Here is a 501-nt window from a genome sequence, read left to right on the forward strand (position 1 = left end):
ACCGCGGTCTCCGTCTCCAACGACATGAGCGAGGGCATCATCGCCCGCTTCCGCACCATGGCGATCCACCGCCCCTCGATCCTCGTCGGGCACGTCGTCGGCAGCGTCCTCCAGTCGGTGGCCAGCGTCGTCCTCGTCGGCGCCGTCGCCGTCGCCATCGGCTTCCGCTCCACGGACGCCACCGCCCTCGAATGGCTCGCCGCCTTCGGCCTCCTGGCCCTGATCGCCCTCGCGCTCACCTGGATCGCCGTCGGCATGGGCCTGGTCTCCCCGAACGCGGAGGCCGCCTCCAACAACGCCCTCCCCCTGGTCGTCCTCCCGCTGATCTCCAGCGCGTTCGTGCCGATCGACGCCATGCCCGGATGGTTCCAGCCGATCGCCGAGTACCAGCCCTTCACCCCGGCCATCGAGACCCTCCGCGGCCTGCTCCTCGGCACCGAGATCGGCCACAACGGCTGGCTCGCCGTCGCCTGGTGCCTCGGCCTCACGGTCCTCGGCTAC

Annotated in this window: 1 protein-coding gene; it reads left to right on the plus strand. The window is 71.3% G+C overall.

All coding sequences use genetic code 11. The annotated features are described in order from the left end of the window. Positions 1 to 501: ABC transporter permease (locus IE321_RS41725; RefSeq protein WP_190226809.1), on the plus strand; the 501-nt coding region annotated here is incomplete at both ends.

It is taken from the genome of Streptomyces hydrogenans, from assembly GCF_014656075.1.
In the GTDB taxonomy this organism is placed as follows: Bacteria; Actinomycetota; Actinomycetes; order Streptomycetales; family Streptomycetaceae; genus Streptomyces; species Streptomyces hydrogenans.